Source organism: Halolamina pelagica, assembly GCF_001307315.1.
In the GTDB taxonomy this organism is placed as follows: domain Archaea; phylum Halobacteriota; class Halobacteria; order Halobacteriales; family Haloferacaceae; genus Halolamina; species Halolamina pelagica_B.
In genome coordinates this window covers 2,244,961-2,266,886 of record NZ_LGUC01000001.1, presented here as the reverse complement: position 1 = coordinate 2,266,886, position 21,926 = coordinate 2,244,961, and the positions used below count along the sequence as shown (strand labels likewise).

Below are 21,926 nucleotides of genomic sequence, written 5' to 3'. Positions count from 1 at the left end.
TATTAGGTATGCTACGTATGCGAGGGAGTATCCTGTCCGTGCCGTCAAACCGTGGTATCCATACTCAATACGGAAACAGTATATACGCCTGAGACGTACGAATTAGTACAGTAGAGACGCCGAAGAGGGAGCCGAGGCCCCTTCGATTGCGGGGAACTACCGACCTACCAGTGTTGGCAGGTCCGATTCGCGGAGTTTTGGTAGTAGACCCCCGGTCCAGCGTACTAAACAAAGAAAATAAGCAACAATCACGCCGGAAACTCTCTGTACTTCCCTATTACACAACCTCGGTTAGCCGAGGGTATACTACCTACAGGGGGTCCCACGGGGCCCCACTGTCGGTTATCCTCGCAATCCACCTGCCAACACTGGTAGGTTGTAATTCCGTCAGGATTGGTAGCAAAGGTCCTCATAAATTCGATTGAGTCAACACTTTTCAATCACTGGGAGAAATCACTTCCAGTTGAAGAACAGGTCGCAATAGGTGAAATTCCAATTCCTGTTTGGTATATTCTGACGAATATGGGGCGGGATGTACTGCCCATTCAACAGGGCCTCTGAGATAGAGATGAACCCCATAACTGCGAGAAGGGTGTGGTAGATAACACGGGTAACAACACCGCTAATGCCCCTACATTCTCAGCACATTTTGTCACAGGCAAATCGTAAGGCGTCGCACTCTGCCATTCCCGAAATAAGCATATATGATTTCTTACATGTTTAAGTACCCACGTCCCCTGCTCTCTTTAGATGAAATTCAACGAACAAACCGCGGAAAACAAGTGGGTTCCAGATATCAATGACCGATAGCTGTGATAACTGTGGTAGCACGCAACCACCGATGACAAAGTCGTTCAGCGTAGACACGTCAGAGATAGAGCGGACACTCTGTCTGGATTGTACACCAGACAGATTCAAGCCGCCAAGTGAGCGTAACCAACCAACTGGAGACGAGACTGAGTATCCCCTACGACAGCCTCGTGAATGTCCTCCAGTGTTCAACGGATTCACTAAACCGTCCGACCAGATGGGTGGAAAGTGTGGTGAGACCACTAAGACCGCCTACCTGATTCTAACAGAGAATCAGCGTGAGCTCGGTTTGGTGGGTTCCGTGAGTATCGATGAGTTTCCGGAAGGAGACTCCGACCACCATCGCTGTGACTTGCGAGCGTATCTATATAAGACGGTTCTCATTGAAGCAGGAGGACAAAACATCCCAGAGGAAGAATTAGAGGATGCGAGTTACCCTCGCGTCTCGATTGAAATTGAAACAAAACCCTCAGTGGCACTACAGCAACTGAAAGAATCCGGTGGGGAAGGTCACGGATGGAATTCTATTGACGAGGCCTTGGACGTGAAGTCAAAGGATGATGTCGCAGATATCATTATCGCTGTAGATTACGACCACGATGAGTTTTCGATAGAACCCGATGGCGGCCCATACAATGCGATTAAACAGTGGGAAAAGGAAGGTGAAATCCCTGAAGGATGGGCCGAACGTGCGGTAGCAGGCGATGTTCAGCCGGAAGACATTATCCGACAGTTGGGTATTCCGTTCGTAGTGCTCTCCGACCTTGTGCCAAGCGTCGAAAATGCTCGCAAACTAGTCCAAAGTAGTTAGGACAGAGTAACACCCAATCATCTACTCAGTAGCAATTCTTGTATACAAGATGGTGTGACTCTTGTCGGGAGAGAAGAGATACCATACCTCCAGAAATAATAGAAATTATCGACATAGGTGAGTTGTCCCAAAATTCAGTAATCAGATGAGATAAACGACTCAATCTCTCGGGTTCGGGCACTAATCACCTCTTGGAGACGCTCTTGGATACTCTCACGAGAGTGGTCCGGGTTGTACGAGCTAAATCCGACATCTAGCAGATAGCCATCGGGGTATTCCAGCCAGCCGGTGCCGGATTCCCACCAAAACATTTCGACCTCGTGTTCTTCTTCTGACTCCGTGAACAGGACTCGATACGTTCCGTGGAAGTCTCTGGGGTCGGGTGCATCTTGATTAACGTACTCGTATATTCTCTGAACGAGGTTGTCGGTCACCTCTATCTGCTGTACTTTCTCCAGTTTCTGTTGCCAATTTACGGACATTGCATTTCACACCCTTTCTCAGGGCAATCCTCGCCACGGAATCGAACCGCAGTGAACGCCAGACAGGGAACTAACACTATGGTTGATGGTGTATCCGAAAATATACTTTCCCCTTGAATCCCTCGTAGTCTATCGATTTGTGGTGCCACAATACCGTAGACCGCTTGAATAGTGGCATCTGTGGAACAGGGTGGTCCCACCTATTGGGACGACATTCGTCTCCTTGGGTGCGAACACTTCCAGTATCTCCCTTCCTTATCGAATGAGGCTATGGGAACAGTAGGTGAGACTCATCTCACAGACGCAACTAATTTACTGACCCCCTACATCGCTACTACCAACACCAGATGGCTCCTGAAATTCCTACCCTCTTCGAGTCGTGTGTTCCCCACGACGACGTGCTGTCGGGAACGCTCTCGGAGAACGAGTTCGCTGCGAAGCTCTCGGACGTGGTGTTCAGGCCCGACGAAGCACCGGACATCTACGGTGACCCGGATACGTTCTTCTCGAAAACGTACGCGACTGACGGTCTGCAGGACTTGCTCACCCTCCTCGCAAAGCGATACGCCGGCAAGGAAGCTGGTGAGTTCAGCGGGGCGGACGGCCTGCTCTCGCTTGACACCGTGTTCGGCGGCGGGAAGACCCACTCGCAGATAGCCGCCTACCACTTCTCTCGAAACCCGGGAGCAGTCGAAGACCTCGACAAGTACATCGTCGACGAAGAGGTGCGGGAGGAGTTCGAGAGCATCAAAGACGACCTTTCTGTTCGGACTGCCGTGTTCGAGGGAGGTTACGTCAGCGCGACCAACGCCAAGTGCAACAAGGAAGACGAGAACGCCCCCAATACGCAGACGATGTGGGGCGAGCTCGCCTACCAGCTGGCGGGTGCAGAAGGATACGCGAAATTCAGCGAGTACGACGACGAGCAAATCGCCCCCGGAGAGTCCGACATCGTCGACCTCTTCGATACGCTCGACGACCCGGGTCTCGTCCTTATCGACGAGGTCGCGCAATACTTCGAACAGGCGGCGGCCGTCGGCGTCGAAGAGTCGACGCTGGCCGACCAGACGAACTCCTTCCTGTGGTCGCTGATGCGTGCCAGTCAGAACAGCGACGCAGTGACGGTCATCCTCTCGGTCTCCGCCACCGCGTTCGAGGAGCGAGCGCAGGAGGTTCAGGAGCTCATCGACGACCTCGACGACATCTCCGAGCGCACAGAGCACTCCGTCACGCCGACTGAGGACGACGAGGTGGCAGCTGTCCTCCGTCACCGCCTGTTCGAGTCCGTCGACGACAGCGTGGCTTCCGAAGTCGCCGAGGAGTACCAGAACTACTACCGTCGATTCGAAGACGAGCTCCCGGACAGGGTGACGAAGGCGGAGTTCCGTGACCAGCTCGAACGGACGTACCCATTCCACCCGACCCTCATCGACCTGCTCGGGAAGGAGATAGACACGCTGCCGAACTTCCAGCGGACCCGCGGGGCACTCAAGCTAGTCTCACGAGCCGTTCACCGAATCTGGGACGACGACGAGGGGACCAACGACCAGCGTCACCTCGTGCGGGCGTTCGATATGCATCCGTCCGATGAGTACGTCTGGTCGACGCTTCTCGAACTCTTCGAACACATCGACCAAGACCTCCGGACAGCTTCCAAGTCCGACGTGTTCACGAGGGAGGGTAAGGCGGCCTGCCAGTACGAGGACGAGAACTGGACGCCGATGGGTCACCCACCGATTGCGACCCATCTGGGGACGAGCATCCTCTGGAAGAGCATCGTATCCGGGGTAATCGTGGCCGTGGGGTGAACCGCCGGAAGCTCTGGGAGATGATTCTGGAGCCCGGCGTCGAACTCGACCACTACCGCGACGCCCTGAAGAACTTGAACGAGACGGGCTCGAACCCCGATACGGAGGCGTTCTTCCTGTACGAGACGGAGAACGGTCTCCTCCGGTTCAAGGGCGAACCCAAGATTTCGAAGCTCATCACGAACGAGGCACAGCAAATCGAGGCCGGTGTCGCCCGGAACCGACTCGAACAGTCGATTCGGGGCGCGCTCGGTGGTGGCGTCTTCGAGACAATCTACGACCCACAGGCACCGTATGAGGTCCCAGACGAGTACGACACAGTGCGGCTCTGTGTGATGGGCTTCGACGCGGTGACCGTCACGGGTGACCTCGACGAGCCGCCTGAACTCCTGCAGACACTGGCCAACAAGACGGGCAACTCTCCGGGCTCGGAGAAGAAGCGCGTCTACCGGAACAACGTCGTGTTCCTCGTCGCTGGCGAGCAGGAAACGGATGGCGCGCTCAACCACGCCCGTCGCGTGAAAGCGATGGAGCGGATTCTGAACGGGGAAGCGTGGGAGGCCGAGCTCAACAGTGCCCAGCGGGACGACCTCGACGAACGTCTTCAGAAGGAGTCTGCCCTCCTCGGGGAATCCGTCCGACAGTCCTACCGGCACCTCTACTACCCGGACTCCGGCGGGCTGTCGAACGAGACCATCGACTCCGTCAACGACAGTTCGGACCTGCACGACATCGTCTTCGAGAACCTCGAAAGCCTCGACAAGCTCATCACGCAGGACGAAGGCGCGCTGGGGACGACGTGGTTCCGAACCCGTATCTGGCAGTCGGACCCGGACTCGATGACCACGCTGGAAATCCGGAAGCTCGTCTCCAAGCGAACGGACATCCGAATTCTCCTCGACCCGCGACCGCTCCGCGCGACCATCCGCGACATCACCGTCGGGAAGGACGGCGGCGACGACGAGGACTTGACCAGCATGTCCTCGTTCGTCTTCTGGGACGAGGACGCCGAGCAGGGGTACTGCTCGGAGATTATGTCGGTCACCACTCCCGAAGGGGAGAAGACACTCGCCGACGCCGAGGAGATGGCCACGAGCCTCCCGATGTCGAGTGTTCTGATTAGCGACGAGCACCACATCTACGGCGACGGCGAGAAGCTGCTTGACGCACAGGAGCTCACCTTCCCGGTAGAGGAAGAAGACGACGAAGGTGGAGAAGAGGAAGAGGACGATATCGGCGGCGGGGCAGCGGCGGTGGTGGTGGCGGCGGTGGCGGAATCAGCGAACCGACCACGCGGTCCGAGCTTTCGTTCAACGCTCGAACGGACACCCCGAAGGCCGTAACCGGGGCGTTCTCGGAGGTCAACAGTGCCATCGACCAGCGGAAGATGAGCCTTCGGGACAACTACGACGTGTCCAGCAGCGACATCGTCGTCGAGGTCGACTCCATCGAAATCGAACTGGAGGGCGACCAAGTCTGGGAGCGAGCGTGGTTCATCTCGAACACGCTCAAGGACTTGGAGGGTATCGGCGACGCGACCTCAATCGTGTTCGAGTACGTCGCGGAAGGTGCCGACACCGCGGGTAGCGTCTTCGAGGCTGGCTTCGAGGGCTCCGTCGACGAGTTCGCGAACCACTTCGGCACGAGCCACATCCCGGAGAGCTTCATTAGCGCCGGCGGCGACTCGGAAGGCGAGGCTGTCCTGATGGTCGACGCGGCGTCGATGGAGGACAACTCCCGCGAGGCCACCCTCAACGCGCTGGAGGAAGCACTCGATTCCCTCGGTGGGATTAACAACCTCGAACTGGTGGTCTCGGGTATCGTGAAAGAGGCGTCAGAACAGAGCGGCGAGGTGAGTGCATGAGTGTCGAGGCGGAGTCGTTCGCCTACGGCAGCAGCATGTACGGCGGTCGACCGACGTTCGCCCTGACGCGTCGACTGGGCGACGACGCCGGCCTCACGCTCTACGAACTGATTCCCGAGGACCTCGCCGACGGACGCCAGAAGCGGTTCAGCCGCGCGAACAGCAATCGGCGGCTCACGCGGACCGGTATCACGGACGCGATTCCGGACGCGGAGGAGGACTCAACCGGCGTCCTCGACCTCTCCGGCGTTGGCGCGCCGTCAGCCCGTGCGCCCAACGACTGGAACTGGGACGACTGGTGCGCGCTGAAAATCACCACCCTCGCCGACAGCCGTCAGCAGGCGGTCCACCGACTGGTCCGCGACGTGCTGACCGACAGCGGGATTGACACCGACTTCGTGATGCGCGGGGAGGGCTCGGTCGTCCTCTCGGAGAGCGGTGGGGTTCGGTTGACTATCGCGTTCCTCGCGATGAAGCGCCTCCAGAAGTACGAGAAGCTGACGACCGTCGCGGACAGTATCGCCCGGATGAGTCTGGAGGAGTGCTACTACTGGCACGCGAAGTGCCGGTCTCCATCCAGCGAAAATGGCATCAAGGCACTCAGAGTACTTCTAGCAGGACATCTGTAATAATGACTAACAATAACAAACCCATGAAATCCGACGATAGTGAATTTCGGCCAGTGAAAGCTGAGACTATTCTTCCTACGAAAACAGTAGGGATTGAATGTCTGAAGGAGGCAAATCCTGAAACAATGTCTCCCCATCGGAATATCTTCAAATGGTTTGCACGCCGGCCTACTGCAGCAACTCGACTAGCGTTACTAGCGTCTATCCTCCCGGAGGACACGACAAACGATGAGCTACTGAAGCTCATGTGTGTCGGGCCAAATAAGAAACTAAGTGGGAGTATCTCCGATTATGTTCTTCAGAAGTACTCGACAAAGGACAATCGCAGCGGTAGCATAGAAGAACACTTTGAATATGACTATCCCCACCGCCGAGTCCCATCAGAGAATAGATTATCTGAATTCCATGACACTCTGAGAGAGCAGTGGGACGGAGAGCTTCCAACGGTTATTGACCCCACTTCGGGAGGAGGCACAATACCTCTCGAATCTTTGAGATATGGGTTGCCCACAATTGCGAATGAACTGAATCCGGTTGCATGGTTGCTGAACAAAGTCATCCTAGACTACGCACCCACGGTGGGGTCAATTGAATCCGATGTGCGTGAATGGATGGAGGACATTGAAGCAAAGGTTCGGGAAGAACTGGAGGAATATTTCCCGAAGCGAAATGGTATCGCCCCAGACCACTATTACCGAGCATACAGTATCAAGTGTCCATCATGTGGTGAAAGGCTCCCAATATCGAATAGATGGTACTTTAATCGGAGACGCGATGCTGCAATCTACCCAACTCTGAACGAAGGGGAGCTTGAATTTCAGGTTATTGACCCCTCAAAGACGGATACCAGAGAAGGTTATGACCCGAGCGGTGGTTCTGTGAGCGGAGGAGACGCAGAATGTCCATTTTGTGAGGTAGTAACGGAACGGTCAGAAATTGTTGAATTGTTCAATAATGGAGAATTTGAGTTTGAAGTGTGTGGTGTGAGGTACGAAAAGACCATTGCAGGAACCAAGTACCATTCACCAAGGAAAGCTGATAAAGAGGCCATACAAAGGGCGAGAGAGAAGGTCGACTCTGACCTACGACTTTCAACTCTACTAGCTACTGAGCGCTATGAGGGGTATTACGACCGAGCAGTTCCATACGGTGTAGAGCAATGGCGTGATGTGTACAGCCCAAGACAATTATTGACGCACGCTACATATCTGGAGGCCTTTGAAGAAGTGAAGGCTGATATAATCAAGCAGCATTCTGAGAAGGAGTCAGAGCTGATACTCATACTCCTTTCATTCATCTCTGTAAAACTAATCCGTCGGAATTCAAGGCTCAATCCTATTACTGCAGACTATGGCTCTCCCGACAATATGCTGGGGAACAATAATTTCTCATTCCAGTGGCACTTCGGGGAAAGCAATCTGATGACGGGCACGTACAGCTATCAGTCGGAGGCCGATAACGTTCTAGAAAGTTATGAAGATACGGCAGATTACGTGGACCATATTGACGATGCAGCGGACGTGCATCAAGGCGATGCTGGTGACCTTCCTTTAGAGGACGCATCCGTCCAGAGCGTTGTCATAGACCCTCCATACGGAGATAATATAATGTATTCTGAGATAGCGGATGCATTCCATGTTTGGCTCCGAGAATATTTGGGAGATATCTTCGTAGATGCTTTTGGACCTCCAGAGACCAACAAGACCGATGAAGCGGTGGAGAATCCGGTTATTGTGAATCCGGAAGAAGGTCAATCTACTGCAGAAGCCGCAAGAGAACGATATGAGAACAAAATGGGTGATATCTTCTCTGAGGCTTTTCGAGTTCTACAGCCCGGGGAACACTAACCATCTACTTTACCGACAAAGAGGTCAACGCGTGGGATTCTCTTACTATGTCCATTATACGCTCCGGCTTCATAATCTCAGCAACTCACACTATTACTAGTGAAGTGCCAAATCGGATTGGTGTCCAAAAAAATGCTTCTGCCGACAGTACGCTTCTTCTCACCTGTCGGAAGCCTAAACAGAAACCGAAAAACCGGACACCGACACTATGGCGAGATATTAAGGATGAAACGCGGTCTGTAGCACGTCAAAAGGCCAATGAGTTGCTAGAGTCCGACTATAACCTCACGAAGACGGACATGATTATCAGTGCTTTCGGCCCCACTCTGCAAGTCTTCACTCAAGAATATCCAGTCGTAGATGACAGAGATAACCCAGTACGGCCGAAAGAGGCACTAACCGAAGCGAGAGCAGCAGTAACCGAGGTGATTATTAAACACGAATTATCTGGCGACCTCGAATCTGTTGACTCACTTAGCACGTGGTATGTACTGACGTGGTTAGTGTATGGGACAGAAAATGTGCCCTACGATGAAGCTCGTCAATTAGGCCTCGGTGTCGGAGTTCAGATTGATGATGTGAAACAAGGCACAAAAATATGGAGTAAAAGTCGTGATGACGTGGTTATCAAGGGCCAAGACTACCGCGTCAGAGATTTCTCGGCACTAGAGGCTGGGGAAAAGAGAAGAAAGCGAGCATACCCTGTTGACCCGACTGACAGCTCCTTTGAGTACGATATCGACGCAGTCCACGCAGCACTTAACGTACTCAAGACAAAGGGCAGCGACTTCACGTGGAATTGGTTGCAAGACAGGGACCTTCAGAATTCGACTTCATTCAAAAGGACTGCTGAAAGTCTGATTCAAGTATTACCTGATGAACATCCGGACCGAGAATTACTTGTGAATCTAGCCTCAGGCGAAACAGGAGACCTATTAGATATTGATGAGGCATCTATAACGAGTACAGAATCGGAGGAAAGTAGCCGTACGACTCTTCAGGACTTCCAATCCTAATGGGGTTATCTGACAATGGCTGGAAGCGCGTGTATGAAAGCTCTTTCAGAGGCGATGAAACACTTGTCACAACCTTCTATCGTCCTCTGCTGAAGGAGTCCCTACAATACGACCGCCTCGCCGGTTACCTGAGCCTCCAGAACCTCGCCGACGCCCTACAAGGCATCGAGTCCGCGTTCGAGTCCGACGGTGAAATCCGCATCATCGCCTCGAAACAGCTGAGCCGGGAGAACAAACCGGTCCTCACCGACGACGCACCACTCTCTGAGGAAGGCGAGTCACGGCTCGCGCTCATCGCCCAGATGATGGACGAAGGGCGACTGCAACTCAAAATCGGCGAGCCGCGGAACAACTCCGACTCGGGCATCTTCCACCCGAAGCTCGGCATCGCGACCGACGCCGACGGGAACCGCATCACGTTCGAGGGGAGTATCAACGAGACGTACAACGCGTGGTACCGGAACTACGAGCGGTTCAAGGTCCACCGCTCGTGGGACGAGGTCGAGAACGAGTACGTCGAGGAGGACGTGGCGACCTTCGAACGACTCTGGAACGAGACTCACGAGGATGTCGAGGTTACGGCCATCGACGACGCCATCGAGGAGGACATCCTCGACTGGCAGCCCGAATCCGACGACGAGGTCGAGGAGCACGTCGAACGCCTGAAGAAGTCGAGCGAGCCGCCAGCCTCCGAGGCGACGGTCACCCGTATCGCCGACGAACACGGGCTGCTCCCCGGCGCGATGCACATGGCCGAGGACATCAGTTCGATTGAGCCGTGGCCTCACCAGCGCGTCATCGCCGACACCGCGGCGAGCATCTACCCCGAGAGCCTCCTGTTCTGTGACGAGGTCGGGCTCGGGAAGACCATCGAGGCCGGGCTGACCATCTCTCGACTGCTCACCATCGGCGAGGTGAGTGACGCCCTGCTGCTCGTCCCGGCGACAGTCCAGCCACAGTGGCAGGAGGAGCTGCTGGAGAAGTTCAACATCAACGCCTACTCCTACGAGTACAGCGGCGCACAGCGCGTCCTGCGGGACGCCTACGGCGTCGAGCACTCCCTCTCGGAGTACGAGACTCTCGACGCGTGGGACGACTCGCACATCGGCGAGTTCGTCGACGACCGGGACGAGCCGACGGTCGTCCTCGCCTCGTGGCACACGGCCCGACGGACGGGGAACATGGGGATGTTCTCGCCGAGCGTCCACTGGCAGGAGGAGCATCCCGGCGACCCACCGAAGGACAACTTCGAGTGGGACCTGACGCTCGTCGACGAAGCGCACCACGGTCGCGAGGGGACGAACCTCTACGACCTGCTCACCGAACTCCAGAACGACACGGCCTGCAGCTACGTCCTGACGGCGACGCCGATGCAGCTGGAAATCACCGAGCTGTTCGACCTCCTCAGAGTGTGCGACCTCCCGGAGGGCTGGAACGAGCGGGAGTCGTTCGACACGTACTTCGAGATGCAGCAGGAGCTCGCAGAGGCCCTCGACGACATCGGCGCCGCCGACAGGCTGACTGTCGAAGAAGTTCTCCCGGACCTCGCGTCGAAGTGGAACTACGAGCCGTACGAGGGCATCACCCATCTCCAGACGTGGGCGGGGATGATTCAGTCGTTCGTGCAGTCCCACGACGACGTAGCCCGATGGGTCGAGGAGCGCGTCGACGACGAAGGGTTCTCCCTGAGCGAACGACGACGGCTCAAGCGGGTTCTCGGTATCGGGAAGCTCGGAACCCGCGGGTGGGAGGACAAGTTCTCGGAGCTCTCGGTCGAGAGCCTTCGGTTCCTCCTCGACATCGGGGAGGAGACGACACCCGTGAAGTCTCGCGTGTTCCGAAACACGCGGCAGACCCTCCGCATGTGTAAGCGGGCAGGGCTCCTCAACGAGAACATTCCCCGGAGGGACATCGAGACTCGGTCCGTCGACCTCGGGGACGCGGAGCCGCTCTACGACCGAGTAGAGAGCTACATCAGCGACGTGTACGACCAGTCGAAGAAGCTGCTGGAGGGCAAGGAGAAGACGGCTATCGGGTTCGTGATGACAACCTACCGGCAGCGCCTGACCTCCAGCCTCCACGCAATCGAGCAGTCCCTCAAGCGTCGACGCGAGAACCTCCGTTCCGGACTGAGCGACGCTACCGAGGTCTCCGAAAGCGACCTTCAGACAGGAGCCATCTCCGAACGGGAGGAAGTGCTCCGGCGTGAGTACGGACTTCGCGTGGACCAAATTGGTGCGAACAGTTCTGACGGGGAGCGTGTTCGGGAGTTCGAGCTGAGTGAGCTGGAGGAATTCATCTCACAGCTGTACGACGTGCCGGAGGACCCCAAGCTGGAGCAGTTGATGCAGGACCTCTCGGAACTCAGTGCACTCGCCCGTGACACGGTCATCATCTTCACCCAATACAAGGACACGCTCGACGCCATCAAGGAGAAAGTCCAAGTCAGCCACAACGACGTAGGCACGTACTCCGGGGACGGTGGCGAGGTCTTCGACGCCGACGACGGGGAGTGGCAGAACGTGAGCAAAGAGCGCGTCAAGCGTGAGTTCACGGACCCCGACGGCGACCTTTCCGTCCTCGTCTGTACGGACTCCGCCAGTGAAGGGCTGAACCTCCAGACCTGCGACGCGATGATTAACTACGATATGCCGTGGAACCCGCAGGTCGTGGAGCAGCGAATCGGCCGTATCGACAGAATCGGCCAGCGGAACGAGAAGGTGCTCGTTTGGAACTACATCTACGACGACACCGTCGAGGAGGACATCTACGAGCGACTGGGTGAGCGCATCAACCTCTTCGAGCAGGCTGTGGGCCCACTCCGCCCAATTCTCGATGGTCTTGAGGGAGAGGTCGAGAGTGTCGCAATGGGAGAATCGGCGAAGTCCGGTTCCGACATCGCAGACAGCGCGCAGGCACAGTCGAAGGAAGCCGAACAGAAGTCCAAGCAGGTCGGATTGGCACAGGACCTCGACGAGATTCAGCCGGAGGATATCATCGAGGAGGCCAAGCTCTACGGGTGGACCGAATCCCATCCTGACGTAGGCGAAATCGGCTATCCGAACCGGCCGTTCGAACCGCTCATCGACCCGGAGGTCGTGAAGCGGCTCTTCACGCAGAGTCAGGTTCTCCGGAACGAGGGCTGGACGTTCGAGATGCTCGACCGACAGCTAACTGAAGACGAGGATGCCCCTTACCAGAAGCTCTACCGGCTGACTATCCCTGAGAACACTAACCCGCCGATATCTTCGGACCCGCCAGAGGACACGGTCCAGTCGATGTACGCCGACGACGACGAGGTGCTGGTCTCGTTCGACCCGGGGTGTTGGAGTGGTACCCCTCGGTCGTCATTCCCCTTCCCCAGCACGAACTGTTCGACCACCTGTTGAACGTCCTCATCGAGGAGCTGGGCGAGACTATCGAGGATGAAGTGACTCGTGTAGCTGGGAAAGTCGGAGAAGCCGGCCCGCGTGTTTGGACGGAGCCCTCTGCCGTCTCAGAGGCTGATGTTGCGACGTACGCAACGGAAACCCAGCGTCGGCTGACGCTTGACGTTCCGCTCCCCGACGAATCGGTCGGCCGGAGACAGGTAACCGACTGGCTACGCCGATACGATAGTTAGTCCGACCCAACACTACTCCGCGGATGCGTGTGGCGCACCTCGACGCCCTCTCCCCTCTGCTGCAGGCTCGTGAGAGCTTCCTCAGTATCCGGCCGACGTGCGAGGTCGAAGTTTCCAAAGACGAGGCAGTAAGTGTCGACGTGGTCAGGGAGGCCGGCTAACCGGTCGATATCGTCCGCGATGAGATTGAACCGCTTGGAGTCTTCTCGGAGGTACTTGGCGTTCTTGATGAACTTGACTTCGACAGCTGTGACGAGGTCTTCGGCTCGGAACTTCTTGCTTCCCCCTTCGAGGGATAGGTGAACCTCTTCGTCGAAGAGTACGAGGTCAAGCTTCATTTGACTGCTTCCGAGCCCGAAGTTCGTCCCGCTCACTTCACAGTGGGCTCGGTCGATACTCTCTGTGGAGATGACTGCGTCAGCGTACTCAGAATGGTCCGGTATGTCTCCGCGGGAACCGCCTGAATCGTGAGTTCCGGAGAGACGTGCTGGCTGTAGTTGGTCGTTGAGAATCTCCTTCAGCTCGAAAGTGAGCTCAGCCTCTACGAGATAGTTTGCCGGTCGCTCTACGAATCGACGTTCCAGTCGGTCGATTGATGGCGAGATATCCACGTCGACTATTCTGATGGAGCCTGTATAGTTGTAGGCGTGTTGTTACTGGACCAGCGTCCCGGGATATCCCTTTGCAGTCTCGTACTCTCTAGAGGGCATGCCTCCATACTGCCCGGAAATGCAGGACGAAAAGCCGCAACTCCAGTTAGAACACTCAGGCCACTGGGTCTGCCTCGGATGTGGTCAGTCGTTCGGCCAGAAGTACGGCCGCGCGATTCCCCAATGGAAAGACCACCTTGTCTACCCAGATTCGTAGGTCGGCCCGAGAATTGTGTTGGTGGCTAAGAGAGTTTTGCAAACCAAACGTAATCCCACCGTGCTACGAAGGGAACTACACTCTAAACGGGGAAAAATAGCACTACGCGCCCGAATTTCACCGATTATACCTGAGTCATAGCCCTGTTTCCCTACAGAGAACGGACTCTCGATTGTTCAATTCAGATTTTGCTGTTAGCGGCTTAACGACTAAGGGGATATTGCAACCGAACCGAAAAGAGCGAACCCGTGAATGGGTCCGAGAACGACCGAATCCTACCGGCGGAAGCGTATCTCCCTCGGACTCCAGAGGTAACTGTAGGTAGCTTACTGTATTTTTGAACAACTGTGTGCGAGGGATGTCGTGGGTAATGGCTGAGAAATGGAGTGTTCAGTCGAGATTAAGGGATGGTCTAGAAAATTTGCGAGAGATTCTCCACTCGGAGACTACTAACCCACCGAAAAGACGCCAGAAACGCCAGAGCTACCGCTGTCGACCGAGGCTGTAGCGGGTGAGTTCTGAGCTTAGTCGGGTCCGCCGTCAGTCATAGCATGACCGGACCCGAAGTCGTCCCACTCTCCGGACTCCATTTTCTCGCGGGCTTCGGCGAAGACTTCGTCGAGCCCGGCTTGAGTATCCTCGTCCAGCATGCTTCCACCGGAGATGTCGACAAAGTCGACACCATCGCTGTCTTCGTCTTCAACGACTGCTTCGTCAGACTCCTGCTTGACTTCTTCCGCTTCGTCATTCCTACCAATGCGTGCAGAGACTCTGTCCTCCGCGCGCTCCTTGATTTTCGTGAGGACTCCCTTCGGGTCGAAGTAGTCTCGGAGCCAATCACGGACACGTTCGAAGGCAGTTTGACTGGCCCAACTGACGAAGATGCACCCTTCGTGTAGTTTGTGGAGAATTCGTGCGTCAGTGAGCTTCGTAACGTTCCGCTGAACGGCACTGTAGGAGAGTCCAGTCTTCTTTTGAAGATACTCGTATGTGACACTCCGCCCGCCGTGAGCGGGGTCGAACATGAGGATGTTCAGAATATCTCGATACGACTCAGTCTTCGAGTGGAGGATGAAGCCTTCCAGTTTGCGTCGCGCATCTTCTCCCTCCCATGCCTTTCGCAGAGAGGCGATTCGACCCTCTGGCGCTTGATACTCGCGAGTCTCGAAGGTCTCGTCGTCTTCGGGCTCACCATCTTTGTCGACTGGTCGGAAGTAGTCGTCAGAGACGAGGTCGTCTTCGCCGATGGCGGCCATTTCGAGGTGATGGAGGAGAATCGAGTCGAGGCGGTCGACGACTTCACTCCATGCGCTCGCATGGAGTTTCCCTTTCAACGCCTTCGATTCGGTTTTTGGATGGTAACGATAGTTCTCCTCGGAATATCGGTCGGCGTTCTTCGCTCTGTAAGTCTTGATTTTGTCCTTCTTGACTCTGAGCCGGCCGCTATCACTGCGAGGCCCAGCGGTATAGCCGAGGTGCTCGAACTCTGTCGAGCTCACGGAGAAAATCGAATGTTCTCCGTGTCGGATGTCTTCTTTGACGGTCCCTTCCTCGCCTTCGTTCCCGGTGTGGATGAGTCGCGCTGTGTTTCTTTGAGTGCTGATGATGCGTCCCATCGACGCGAGGTCGTGTCGGACGTAGCGTTCGAGACCGGAGAAGTAGAGCGTCTCCGGGATGGGGTCCCAGTAGGCCATGAGGGACGTTCCGAGCTCGTTGTCGAGGTGCTCGAAGTATTCGCGAATCCAGCCGAGAGACTCACTGAGGTCTGTCGCGTAGGAGACTTGCGCTTTGATGTACGTCCCAGTGTAGCGCTGACCGTCGACGGCCTTTGGATATCCGAAGGGCTCTTTCTCCCTGTTGACAAGGTGAGGTCCACGAGGTTCGAGCGTGAGAGTACACTTCGCGGCGGTGGTCGCAGCTTTTCCGTTGTCGATGTTCTCGAAGAGACGCAGGCGCTGGTCTTCGTAACAGACGAAATCTCCATTCTCGTTGAGGTGGCCGATGCCTGTCGAACTGGAGTAGAAGCCGACGTGGTGCTCTTCGTCACCGGGCGTCCATGATGGATTGATATCGCCGACGTGGTGCGGGTGGCCACTTCGGCCACGGTAGCCGTTCTTCTCGTTGTGTTGACGCTGTAGGTCCGCTAGAGCGTCGTAGAGCTCGTTGTCATCCAGAAGCTGGAAAAACACGTCTACCCCGTGTGTCCGGGGGGTATAGTCAATAACCTTAATTGGGGTCTTCTCTCTGTTTTCGGGCGATTCAGGCGTGTTCCCGCTACGCTTATGCGGGTTCGAGTCGTTCTCTTTCATGTTGTTCTGACCAACCGGCGACCGTGCCGATTCGGGATAATCGAGTTGATGCCTCGATTCTCCTTCCTCATCGACGAGCTGCCGACCGGGAGGTCTAACCTATGCCGAGGATACGTCCGACTAAAGCCGTGATGTCAACACGGATGCTTCTCGACGCCGCCAGTAAAATCTGAAAGAGTCGGTAAGCATCCTGTAAAAGGGTGGAATTCGCCGAGTGAAAATTGTGTTAGTCGTCCAGTGGCTCATCAAGGATGATGTCCACTGTCTCGTAGCCATGGACCTTCATGAGGTGGACTATGGCATCAACTTCCTCGTACGTGCCGCCGCACGTCTTGCAGGTGTATTCGCCTTCCTTTTCATCAACCTCGAAGTGCTTGCTGCGGATGTTCGGGGACCGTCGAATCATACAACGGAAACGGGCTTAGACTGCTTTGGTGCTTTGTAGATTAATGGTGTAATGAACCGGCCTAGACACGAGGGCAGATAACTGAAACCAAAGCTTCCTCGCGTGTGCGCATAGTCCGGAGTAGGGGAGGAAGGTTATACAGGCGGGTTCAACGCGGTCATCAGCATATTCGCGAGAACCCATCCAGCACCCGCAGCGAAGATGATTCCCTTCCCACGAGCATTCAGTGAGTTTGCAGCGACAAACGAGGAAACGACTGCAACAGCCAAATCCACGTACACCGCCAGCGGGCTCACCGGGAATACAGAGTAGACAAGCAAGACAATGCCATCACTCAGAATATTCGCAGATTCACTCGGGTTCTCTGCATGCTCTAAGATAGACGGGTACCAGACGAGACCAGCAAATAAGAAAACGATGACGAGCCCTCCTTTGGTAAAGATATCCTCAATATCTTCGCCCATGTGAATCAGCAACCTATCTGACCTGATAAGTCCTCGCCCAGACCCCGTGTTTCGGCTGTAACCGTTAGAACGGAAGATTTGGAAGTATCTCCATCACCACTGAAGAGAACTTACTGAGGTTCTCTGTCTCTCCCATCTGATTCGTCGGTTCCGCCGACCGAAAGACGAACTCAACGAGCGTTAGAGCCAATGCGAGCGTTCCCAGAAGGAGCAGTACTTGACTCAGGAGGATGAACCACGTCGGAAGCGTCACCGGGGCACTGAACAAGAACGTCGTAGGGAGTATCACACCGACGAGAATGAGGTACGAAGAGACTTTCACTACTGGGCGAATCCCGGAATCGTAATCAATCGCTGTCCCGACAGCCTCGCGCCGCACCTTCTGAAAATCATTATGCAGGTACTCAGAGAGTATCTTAATCGACCAGAAGTTATCCCCAGTGATGTATTCATCTCGAATATCAAGTACATCATCTTCATCAGGAGTTGGTCTGAGTACCTCGGACTCAACGGCTCTCCTTTCCTCGAACCACTCCTGAAGCTGGAACGGACCGAAGCCGGTTATGTCCCCGTAATCGCCGAATAGCGTGATGCCTGCTGACTTGTCGTGCTCAGAGTAATGTTTCCCGGTGGCTTCCTTGATGAACTCCTTAATCGCGGAGTTGGGTTCATCTCCAATATTATTGAATTGGATATACATCCAGTAGACGCTTTGCCGGAGTTTTTCCAGCTCATCAGGTGAGAGGATGTAGTCGTTCTCTGGCCCAATTTGATGGAAGATTCCGAGAACTCTACGGACGTGAGCTAAGTACAACGATGTGACTGGGTTCTCGTCGTATTCTTCACGTACGAGCTCTTCCAACTCGTCGTTGTTCAGAGAGAGGTCGTCGGTCATCTCATGTGTCGTGTCCCCTCCCTCTCCCTCCAGCATCGAATCCAGCGTCATCAGGGCAAACCCGTACCTGTTCTTGAAATCGGTCAGCGCTTCCCGGTACTCGTCTGTTCTGCGCTCGACTCGTTGGCGTTCTAGGGAGTAGAGAGCAGCGGCAACTGCAATCACGAACCCGACGATAGCGGCGCTCGCTTGGGCCAACGTGGAGAAGAAATATTGGGGCGCGACCATCGCAGTACGACGACCAAGGGTTGAATATCCGATAAAACCCCCGCTACACTCCCCGTTCAGAATGAGTGACCCCACGTTTCCGCTGTAACTGACCCTGCGTTTTCGCTGTAAATCGCTTCGCCGAGACGTGACGGATGTAGTCGGCTGGCATGTCGTCTTAGTCATGTCTACTGAGTACGACGAAGCACGCGAAAACGGACGCGAGGAAACTGTCGAAGACTTCTACGGCATCGAAGAACAGGCGCTTAGGTAAGAATCGTTTTCGTAGGGCCTCATCCTCCTGTCCCGATTACGCTTTAGAGATTAGTTCTGAAGATTCGTCGGGGAACGTGTCCCAGTCGACTTTCGCGTAATCAACGAGGTCGACCGTATTCCGAGCACGTTCGATTTTGTCCTTAGCGCGACCGTGGTGACTGCGAACGGTCCCGACAGCGATTTCGAGCATATCCGCTACCATTTGTTCAGTGCACTGTCGAGATGTTGCTGGAGTCTCCGGTGGGTCATTCCATAACAGAATATACACGATGAACTGCTTCTTTGAAAGAAGAGACGACTGCTGCTTCTTCTCCATCAGTTCGCAGAAATTCTCGTATACATCTTGAGCTATCGAATCGGCAATCGAAATGAGATAGTCGCTGAAGACGAATTCAATGGCTTCGGTGCCGGGTTCCAGAGGGGTATTCCGCTCTGTGTGAGCAAGCGTATCTAGAAGGATATGGCTCATGTCGAGCGGGGATTCATCGTACTCTTCGAGCAGGGCTCTTTTTTGGTCGTTCGCCCTCCATTCTCTGATAGTGGTTAGTTTCGCCTCTCTAATTGAATTAGCGATGAATCCTTTCACGCCATGCCGGTAGAGGATAGCAATTTCCTCATCCGTGAATGTGGAGTCGGACATCTATTACCTATACTGTAATAGCTAGTTCTAATAAATGTTGGGCCGTTCGAGTTACTTATCCGAGCCGTCGATGGGGATATTGAGCCTGCGAGCGAGTTCGAACTCGGCGTTATCGTAGATTCGCTGCGTTATTTCCGGGATATGCGCGGTGATTGAGAAGCAGGCCTGTGACGGACCGCTAGACGTGCAGAAGAGGCACGGTCCATGCTCTTCACCAATGAGTAGATAATCAGAGAGCTCTACCGGCACCTCCGGGAGGTCAAGCATCAAGACGAGCTCACTGATGATGTCGTATTCGAGTGCCGCCCATTCGTGTCCGAGGTCTCGAAGGTAATGCGCCTCATCAGCGTCAGGGTCCTCTCCTTCATCCCAGAAACTCTCGTCTCCAGCGGGCTTGGTCTCTAGCTCGTCCGGTTTCAGATAGACAGTGATACTGACATCGGATTCATCTCGAAAGCTGTTGAAGTCGATAGCGCCGATTGCTGAGTGGCCAAGGTCGATATGGGTGTTCTCCTTGATACCAAGGATTAGTTGGCGTATTTGGTCACGGAAGGCTTTGCGTTCGTCGTCAGTGAGTGGGCTATCATGCCAGATATCTTCGATATAGTAGTTGTCGGGCACAGGGGCGTGTTCCATGTATGTGGGTGAATGTGAGGGCATTTCAATTTCAGTGCGTGTTCTGATTCGCCCTATACGTAGAGAATAGGCGTGAAAACCACATATCAGGCGAATAGGGAAAAGTCAGAATCTGGCGGGAAGGTATCGTGGGAAGCCTGATTTATTGTGATTATCTCAGTAAGTACCTAGATAGATACTCAGATAATTATTCATCCAGTTATCTAACTTCCTCAGTCCGTAGAATCGTGGACGAGGTTCTCGACGGGGAATGGATTATCCTCGCCGGCATATTCCTCCTCGGGGACGTAATGCCAGAGATAGCCGTCTACCTCGTACAGGAACGATTCGCTCCCCTCCGCTTCAACCCGGACTCGTTCGCCGACGTTCGCATCCTCCTCGCGAGCAATGACTGTGAGTGGCTCTACGGGCCACTCGAAGAATGAAACCGTATCTCCCGGTTCCAAGTCCTCGAACAACACTAAATCGCCGTCTCGTGGCTCACGTTGGCCGAGCGACGGATTATGATGGATAGCCATACGTGGCGATTACCCCCGACTCACTTAATCCTACAAACAGCGCTATTTGGTGTTCGATTCAACCACTCGTCGCCTCCAACTCGTCAACGCGCCTTTCGAGCGCTTCAAGCTTATCGTACAACCTCTCCGAGACGTAAGTCTGTGTCATCTCGACTCTGTCTTCGAGTTCGTCGACAGAGACGGCGAGGTCGGCGACATCGACGTTCGTTCGGTCACGAACCTTCTCGGCGCGCGACCGATACCACCCGGCTTTCTTAGCCTCTACTGCCTTCTCAGTCAACACAGCGACTTTCATCGGAGCCGTCGACGACGACCCCCAATCAGTGTACTCTACCTCGATATATCCGGCGTCTTCGAGTTTTCTAAACTGGTGTTGGCGTTGGCCACTCGTCAAATCGGTTCGGTTCCGAATTTCTCGCATGGATGCGCGTCCGTCGTTCGCATCAATAGCCTCGATGAACGCGATAGTTTCTGGCGTGAATCTCATACTGAAAGGGTGCGCGAACCCTCTGCAAAGGGTTTGTGTCGAGCCCTGTGATAACAGGCTGTGAGACCCCACCAAAGGGTGTGGTTCGAAGGGTCTGGGACTGGGTTCGAGAGGGTAGGTGATGATTTCCGACTACTACCCATAGACACACCCCCGTCTATGCGGCACTTCTCACAGTTCCCTCTGTAAGTATACGGGCTCACGGGATAGGCACATCTTGGTGTAGTAACGCCCCCTCCCATGCAGACGTAGCTCTCCCGACTTGCGAGCGAAGGTTGAGAGGCCTACCTATCACTCTTGATAGGATATGTGTTAGAAAGGGTCTGTTGAACGTGGAGTGTACGCAAGTACGGCAGTCGAGAACGCAACGGCAGTCAATCGATAAGCAAGATAGTGGTGTTTCAATACAGTAAGCTGACATATATCGGGGCTGAGCACGTAGGGGACGTATGGTCGACCTGCCCGACATTGAGTGGCCTGATGACCTACGATGCGGCGTGTGTGGCGCCGTCGTGGGCGACAAGGGATTGAAGATACACGTCGCACGTCTCGTCATCCCACGCGAACCAGAGCTCTACGCATGGTGTGAAGAGCACAAACCAGTATCTGAGGAAGAGGAGAAAGGGGAGTTGTTTACGCGAGTGCGGCGGGGAGACTTCCTTGAACAGGCCCAATCTTGGGATGACTATGACTGATGAGGACCCACATCGCCTCTTGCCAGACGACCTCCGTGAGGCACTCGCCGAAGAATCCGATGAGGACAAGTCGGCGACAGAACTCTTACGCGAGTTACGCGGGAGAGACTATGAATGAGAATTGTTGATAGAGTTACCAAGTGGCGAGTGCCCGGCCTTAGCCCCCTACGCTACAGAGTAGATTAATTCAGGGTTCGCTAAGAGAACAGCCCCCAGTCCGTACACAAGAACCGACTTCCCATCAAAGAAGTTCCACTCTGCAGCCTTGTTGACTCCGACCATACCGAGGATGAGAATAGCACCAAGTAGTTGACCGGGAGGAATATACGGAAGCGACTGTGCCCAGATATCACCTACTATCGGCGTGACGAGGGAGGAGCCGAACAGCGCGCTTACGAAAACCATCAACGCAACGTACTTACCTCTGAACTTGCCGAAAAATTGGAAGAACCCATCTCGGGCTTCGTAGACGCTGATTCCAATAACAGCCATTGTCAGACCAGTCATGATAGAGTCGAGATGGTTCGACACGTACTGAAGCAGGTCTGCTATCATGTCCGCATCTAATGTCATGCTAATAAATAAATATTCGAATGCCGGGGTGGAAGTAGAATAAAAGCAGTTCACACTGAACGCT

The 21,926-nt window shown here is 54.9% G+C and carries 21 protein-coding genes; 10 read left to right on the top strand and 11 right to left on the bottom strand.

Features of this window, described 5'->3' with window-relative positions; translation table 11 throughout:
• The first annotated feature begins 994 nt into the window (after positions 1-994).
• On the top strand, positions 995-1,621 hold the full coding sequence (locus tag SY89_RS16655) for a hypothetical protein (RefSeq protein ID WP_189319161.1): 627 nt from the start codon (positions 995-997) through the stop codon (positions 1,619-1,621).
• A gap of 134 nt (positions 1,622-1,755) precedes the next feature.
• On the opposite strand, the gene SY89_RS11815 is transcribed toward SY89_RS16655, so the two are convergent.
• Positions 1,756-2,055, bottom strand: coding sequence for a hypothetical protein (locus SY89_RS11815; protein WP_144427206.1), 300 nt, complete (start codon positions 2,053-2,055; stop codon positions 1,756-1,758).
• A gap of 446 nt (positions 2,056-2,501) precedes the next feature.
• On the opposite strand from SY89_RS11815, the gene SY89_RS18615 reads away from it, so the two are divergent.
• The 8 genes from SY89_RS18615 (at position 2,502) to SY89_RS18600 (ending at position 12,889) form a co-directional block, all read left to right on the top strand.
• On the top strand, positions 2,502-3,911 hold the full coding sequence (locus SY89_RS18615; protein WP_239685614.1) for a DUF499 domain-containing protein: 1,410 nt from the start codon (positions 2,502-2,504) through the stop codon (positions 3,909-3,911).
• Positions 3,908-5,254: a DUF499 domain-containing protein gene (locus tag SY89_RS18610; protein ID WP_239685613.1), complete on the top strand. Its 1,347-nt coding sequence runs from the start codon at positions 3,908-3,910 to the stop codon at positions 5,252-5,254. The genes SY89_RS18615 and SY89_RS18610 overlap by 4 nt, the downstream gene beginning before the upstream one ends.
• A 44-nt stretch (positions 5,255-5,298) precedes the next feature.
• Positions 5,299-5,775: a hypothetical protein gene (locus SY89_RS18605; protein WP_239685612.1), complete on the top strand. Its 477-nt coding sequence runs from the start codon at positions 5,299-5,301 to the stop codon at positions 5,773-5,775.
• Positions 5,772-6,404: a DUF7680 family protein gene (locus tag SY89_RS11805; protein ID WP_054584367.1), complete on the top strand. Its 633-nt coding sequence runs from the start codon at positions 5,772-5,774 to the stop codon at positions 6,402-6,404. Before SY89_RS18605 ends, SY89_RS11805 begins: the two co-directional genes overlap by 4 nt.
• Before the next feature lie 23 nt (positions 6,405-6,427).
• Positions 6,428-8,251, top strand: a complete 1,824-nt coding sequence (locus tag SY89_RS16060) for a DUF1156 domain-containing protein (protein WP_189319160.1) — start codon at positions 6,428-6,430, stop codon at positions 8,249-8,251.
• Positions 8,252-8,514: 263 nt separating this feature from the next.
• Complete coding sequence (locus SY89_RS16650) at positions 8,515-9,267, top strand: hypothetical protein (protein WP_189319159.1); 753 nt, start codon at positions 8,515-8,517, stop codon at positions 9,265-9,267.
• A 29-nt stretch (positions 9,268-9,296) separates the two neighbouring features.
• Entirely contained in the window at positions 9,297-12,656 is a 3,360-nt protein-coding gene (locus SY89_RS11800) for a DEAD/DEAH box helicase (RefSeq protein ID WP_239685611.1), read from the top strand.
• Positions 12,653-12,889, top strand: a complete 237-nt coding sequence (locus tag SY89_RS18600) for a hypothetical protein (RefSeq protein ID WP_239685610.1) — start codon at positions 12,653-12,655, stop codon at positions 12,887-12,889. Before SY89_RS11800 ends, SY89_RS18600 begins: the two co-directional genes overlap by 4 nt.
• On the opposite strand, the gene SY89_RS16645 is transcribed toward SY89_RS18600, so the two are convergent.
• The 9 genes from SY89_RS16645 to SY89_RS11755 form a co-directional block, all read right to left on the bottom strand.
• Positions 12,886-13,500: a hypothetical protein gene (locus SY89_RS16645; RefSeq protein WP_144427204.1), complete on the bottom strand. Its 615-nt coding sequence runs from the start codon at positions 13,498-13,500 to the stop codon at positions 12,886-12,888. The genes SY89_RS18600 and SY89_RS16645 overlap by 4 nt on opposite strands.
• A gap of 780 nt (positions 13,501-14,280) precedes the next feature.
• Complete coding sequence (locus tag SY89_RS11790; protein WP_144427203.1) at positions 14,281-16,065, bottom strand: DUF7845 domain-containing protein; 1,785 nt, start codon at positions 16,063-16,065, stop codon at positions 14,281-14,283.
• 226 nt (positions 16,066-16,291) lie between these two features.
• Positions 16,292-16,471: a hypothetical protein gene (locus SY89_RS11785; protein WP_054584364.1), complete on the bottom strand. Its 180-nt coding sequence runs from the start codon at positions 16,469-16,471 to the stop codon at positions 16,292-16,294.
• Positions 16,472-16,605: 134 nt separating this feature from the next.
• Positions 16,606-16,935, bottom strand: a complete 330-nt coding sequence (locus tag SY89_RS11780) for a hypothetical protein (RefSeq protein WP_054584363.1) — start codon at positions 16,933-16,935, stop codon at positions 16,606-16,608.
• Positions 16,936-16,999: 64 nt separating this feature from the next.
• On the bottom strand, positions 17,000-18,058 hold the full coding sequence (locus SY89_RS11775; RefSeq protein WP_054584362.1) for a hypothetical protein: 1,059 nt from the start codon (positions 18,056-18,058) through the stop codon (positions 17,000-17,002).
• A 289-nt stretch (positions 18,059-18,347) separates the two neighbouring features.
• Positions 18,348-18,953: a helix-turn-helix domain-containing protein gene (locus SY89_RS11770; protein WP_054584361.1), complete on the bottom strand. Its 606-nt coding sequence runs from the start codon at positions 18,951-18,953 to the stop codon at positions 18,348-18,350.
• A gap of 51 nt (positions 18,954-19,004) precedes the next feature.
• Positions 19,005-19,574: a hypothetical protein gene (locus tag SY89_RS11765; protein ID WP_144427202.1), complete on the bottom strand. Its 570-nt coding sequence runs from the start codon at positions 19,572-19,574 to the stop codon at positions 19,005-19,007.
• A gap of 227 nt (positions 19,575-19,801) precedes the next feature.
• Positions 19,802-20,050 (bottom strand): hypothetical protein, encoded by a 249-nt coding sequence (locus tag SY89_RS16055; RefSeq protein WP_239685609.1) that lies wholly within the window; start codon positions 20,048-20,050, stop codon positions 19,802-19,804.
• A 115-nt stretch (positions 20,051-20,165) separates the two neighbouring features.
• Positions 20,166-20,594, bottom strand: a complete 429-nt coding sequence (locus SY89_RS11755) for a helix-turn-helix domain-containing protein (protein ID WP_054584358.1) — start codon at positions 20,592-20,594, stop codon at positions 20,166-20,168.
• Between the two features lie 449 nt (positions 20,595-21,043).
• Here SY89_RS11755 and SY89_RS16640 point away from each other — a divergent pair, with 449 nt between their 5' ends.
• Positions 21,044-21,289: a hypothetical protein gene (locus tag SY89_RS16640; protein ID WP_144427201.1), complete on the top strand. Its 246-nt coding sequence runs from the start codon at positions 21,044-21,046 to the stop codon at positions 21,287-21,289.
• 165 nt (positions 21,290-21,454) lie between these two features.
• Here SY89_RS16640 and SY89_RS11750 read toward each other — a convergent pair whose 3' ends face one another.
• Positions 21,455-21,844 carry a hypothetical protein gene (locus SY89_RS11750; RefSeq protein ID WP_239685608.1) on the bottom strand — a complete coding sequence of 130 codons (390 nt, stop codon included), beginning with the start codon at positions 21,842-21,844 and terminating at the stop codon, positions 21,455-21,457.
• Between the last annotated feature and the right edge of the window lie 82 nt (positions 21,845-21,926).

Excerpts from the sequence above, each read along its gene's own strand:
- SY89_RS18605 (WP_239685612.1), top strand. The coding sequence starts at position 5,299 with ATGAGCCTTCGGGACAACTACGACGTGTCCAGCAGCGACATCGTCGTC.
- SY89_RS11805 (WP_054584367.1), top strand. The coding sequence starts at position 5,772 with ATGAGTGTCGAGGCGGAGTCGTTCGCCTACGGCAGCAGCATGTACGGC.
- SY89_RS16060 (WP_189319160.1), top strand. The coding sequence starts at position 6,428 with ATGAAATCCGACGATAGTGAATTTCGGCCAGTGAAAGCTGAGACTATT.
- SY89_RS11790 (WP_144427203.1), bottom strand. The coding sequence starts at position 16,065 with ATGAAAGAGAACGACTCGAACCCGCATAAGCGTAGCGGGAACACGCCT.
- SY89_RS11785 (WP_054584364.1), bottom strand. The coding sequence starts at position 16,471 with ATGATTCGACGGTCCCCGAACATCCGCAGCAAGCACTTCGAGGTTGAT.
- SY89_RS11780 (WP_054584363.1), bottom strand. The coding sequence starts at position 16,935 with ATGGGCGAAGATATTGAGGATATCTTTACCAAAGGAGGGCTCGTCATC.
- SY89_RS11775 (WP_054584362.1), bottom strand. The coding sequence starts at position 18,058 with ATGGTCGCGCCCCAATATTTCTTCTCCACGTTGGCCCAAGCGAGCGCC.
- SY89_RS11770 (WP_054584361.1), bottom strand. The coding sequence starts at position 18,953 with ATGTCCGACTCCACATTCACGGATGAGGAAATTGCTATCCTCTACCGG.
- SY89_RS11755 (WP_054584358.1), bottom strand. The coding sequence starts at position 20,594 with ATGAGATTCACGCCAGAAACTATCGCGTTCATCGAGGCTATTGATGCG.
- SY89_RS16640 (WP_144427201.1), top strand. The coding sequence starts at position 21,044 with ATGGTCGACCTGCCCGACATTGAGTGGCCTGATGACCTACGATGCGGC.
- SY89_RS11750 (WP_239685608.1), bottom strand. The coding sequence starts at position 21,844 with ATGATAGCAGACCTGCTTCAGTACGTGTCGAACCATCTCGACTCTATC.